This window comes from Candidatus Palauibacter australiensis (assembly GCA_026705295.1).
Lineage (GTDB): Bacteria > Gemmatimonadota > Gemmatimonadetes > Palauibacterales > Palauibacteraceae > Palauibacter > Palauibacter australiensis.
This window is the reverse complement of record JAPPBA010000127.1, coordinates 1-3,481: the sequence shown is the minus strand read 5'-3', so window position 1 is coordinate 3,481 and position 3,481 is coordinate 1. Positions and strand designations below refer to the sequence as shown.

Sequence of the window (3,481 nt, the reverse complement as noted above, 5' to 3'; positions counted from 1 at the left end):
TGAGGGGGAGGTAGCGAAGCGAGGGCGGCAGGTCCCGCGCCGCCAGTTCGGCGGCAATGTAGTCCTCGTACCTGCCCATTCGCTTCAGGCCGCGCCGCACCGGATCCCGTCCCTCGGTCCTCCAATGATCCAGCCACCGGGCAGCCTCCTCCCCGATCACTCCGTCATCAGCCGATGGCAACACGATATCAACATGGGTCCGCTCGATCCGCAGCTCGCGATCCTCGCCTTGGAGGGAGGCATGGGCCGTGATCGAATCCGCGTCCCGGTCGCTCGCCATGACGGGCATCATGGCTAGGACCACGACGGTGAGAGCGAAGACGAAATCCGTGAGCGGCGATCGCCCCCCGGGAGCGTTTCCGATTTCATGCGGGATCATGAGCCGATGAACAACGCGCCGGAACACGCGGCGCACTCCTCCCCCATCCGGTCCGCGCAGGCGCCGCCGAGCCGTCCGCAGGGGATCCGTTCATAAGCCGGGTCTGCTTCGCGGGTCCTCCTGTTTATCAACTCGACGGCCAAGGCACGGTTCAGGAGGCTCTCGATGGCCGTCCGTCTCTCCGCACGCCGGCCGGGTGCCGCGGTCCCGCGGTCATGGACGGATCGCGGGACCGCGCGGGCATGTCCGTTGTTGTCGTATGCAAATGTCTTCATGGAATTACCTTGTGGCCACCCGCGGGCGGACGGCGGCATGCACGCCGGGGACGTCCGTTCGGAAGGCCTCGGCGGCGAGAGCACGAGTGCCCGTGAGGTAGGCCTCGTGGCTTGGTTCGCACAGCTACCGTACCGTTACGGGATCGCCATTTTCGCCTCACCGACGGATCACATCAAGGTCCAAGAAAGCTGCGGGGGCGCTCGGCAGCATAAAACCGGGAAAAACCCGGTATCCGTGACGGGAGATTTACGCAACTGGCTTGGCGGGAAATTCCCGGCAGGACCGTGAGTCGCTTCAAACCTCCGGGGCAGCGGACCGCAGACCGGAAGTGCCGGCCCATCGACCGGGAGCGCACCGTAGGCGGGGTTCGGGGGCGCCGCCCCCGCGCGGCCGCCGCTCCGCGAGCGGCGCGAAAAGCCGGGGGGTCCGGAGGGGGGGCGGAGCGCTCCCCTCGCCAGCCGCAGTGTTCAACACTGCGTCGGCTGGCTCCCGACCAGTAAGGGTCGTGAGCCAGCCCCGGCGGGGGCACTCCGGGACGGGCATGTTCTTGGGCGCGATTGACGGTGCTCGGTCGCCTCGAAGCGTGCGCAGTCGACGGGTCAACCAGCCACCCCGTCCGCCCCGTTTATCGCCGCCAGTCGAGGGGACTCGGAATTCCGCTGCTCACGAGCGTCGTGGTCGAGGGAAGGCCCACGCCAGCGCCATCGGCCGCGACCTGTCCTTCCGGCGAGTCCCGGAGAATCGCCACGATCCGGCGGGTCGCCGCGTCCAGAACGAGTGTAGTGGCCGGTCGCGACGTGTCCCCGGCCTCCAGCGCGACGGATCCTTCCGGCCCGGCGAGCGTGATCGTTGCCAGAGTCCCGGCCCACTCGTCCCTCACCGGAATCGCGAAGACGAACCCGGCGGCGCCGGGGGTCTCGGCGTCGGCGACCTGGTGCATCGCGAACCGGAGCTCGAACAACTCGTCGCCGCGGTCGTCGGAGCCGACCAGCCGGTAAGGCCCGCCCCGCTCGGGCAACGCGGGCGGCGCGTCCAACACGAACGCGGGCTCGATGCTCAAGCGGCCCTCCTCGACGCCGCCGCGCACCACCAACGTCCGCTGGAAACTCCGCTCGCCGCTCGCCGGGGCGCTCGGATTCCGGTAGTGGAGCGCCTTCTTATAGCTGTAGTCGCTGATCCAGTCGTTGGCGCGGCAATACGTCATGAGGTCGGTGGCCGTCGGCTCGACGAGCGTGCCGGCCAACCGGTCGTATCCCCAGGCTCCGATCCGTCCGCCGGGGTGGGGGAATCTCCCGTCGACGCCCTGGGGGCCGCCGCAGGGAGAATGGCTCAGCGACAAATTGTGCCCGAACTCGTGCGCGACGGTGTGGCCATCGAGCCGCGATACGCTCAGATGGCTTCCAATGTACGCAACGCCGATGGCGCCCCCGTCGATCCACGGCGGCACGCCCATGTAGTGGCCGGACGCGCCGTCTGCCGTGTACAGCAGCGCGAGATCGCCCAGCACCCGGTCGATGCGCTCCTTCGGGTCGTAGTCCACGAACACCGCCTCGCGCACCGCGACGGTTATGTCGGCGACGGGCAGCCACTCGCGGGTCTCGTAGAACAGCTCGTGCTCCGCCGTGAGCTCCTGCGCGACCTTGAACCCCGACGAGTCGGGTTTCTCATCCCAGAGGAACGGCACCGCCGTGACGTTGAAGGGCGGCATCGTGCGGATGTCGAGCGCCATGCGGCCTTCGGCCGGAATCCGTCCGCCGATCCCCAGCGACGGGTCCAGCGTGCCGTCCGGGTCCACCTCGACCACCATCTCCGTGCCGGGAACGATGACGCGGGCCGGCACCACGGCGTTCGCCGTCCGGTCCAGGTCTCCCTCGGCCATCTCCCATGGGACCTGTTGCGAGCTCCCGTCGATCAGGACCGAATGCGTCTCGGCCTCCCCCCGGTAGAACATCGCCCGGATCGGCGGCATCGACGCGACGACCCCCGAGTCGGCCATCACGAACACCCGCAGCAGCGCCTCCTCGTCCGCCACCAGCGGCACCCCGAAGTCGTGAGACTGCACGGGTTGCGTGAGGTACGCGTCCACCGCCGGGGCCCGTGGTTCGAGGGAACTCCTGATCGAGTAGCCCCCCCGGCTCTCCCTTTGGAGCCCGAGCACCCGAACGTAGTGTGGACCGGGACGGACATTGGTGAAGAGCCGCACGTCGGAGCCCTCGTCATCCAAGCCCATGAGCTGGTTCCGGCCATCGTAGAGCGCGCCGATGAGATCGGCGTCGCCCTCGGATTCCAGGGTCAGCGCCCCAGCCCCGGCAATTTCGAGCCGGAACCAGTCCTCGTCCCCGGCGCTCTCGATTCTGCCCTCGAATCGTTCGCCGAGTTTGCCCACGGTCGCGCCCCCGGGATCGTTGCCGTGATCGTCCGGGCAAAGTTCCACCTCCGCATCCTCGATCAGCCCGAGCCAATCCCGGAACGGCTTCGCGCCCGGCAGGCAGAGCCCGGTGCCCTCAAGCCGCAGTGTCGATATCAGGGCCAGCCGTAGCATCCGCTCCGGCACTTCTCCGCCGAATCCGGCGTTGCCGCCAAGCACCAGCGTCCTGAGGTGCGCCAGATCCCCGGTCTCCAACGGGAGAATGCCCGACAGATCGTTGTCCGCGAGTTCCAGCCCCAACACCATGTCGGCCGTGTCCGCGGTCACGCCGTGCCAGTCGTCCAGCGGCGCGTCGGTCAGCCAGTTCCCGTTGTTGCTCCAATCGTCGCCGTTCGTCCACTTGTCGTCGTCGTCGAGCACCGCCGGCAGCCGGTCAGGAAGGCCGTAGCCGGACACCA

2 protein-coding genes are annotated in these 3,481 nt (G+C 68.5%); both read right to left on the bottom strand.

What is annotated here, in order from left to right; translation table 11 throughout:
- Nucleotides 1-406, bottom strand: a 406-nt coding sequence (locus OXN85_09970; GenBank protein MCY3600280.1) for a hypothetical protein, incomplete at its 3' end; no start/stop codon positions are given.
- Between the two features lie 874 nt (nt 407-1,280).
- The coding region (locus tag OXN85_09965) for a M66 family metalloprotease (GenBank protein MCY3600279.1) at nt 1,281-3,481 on the bottom strand (2,201 nt) is incomplete at its 5' end.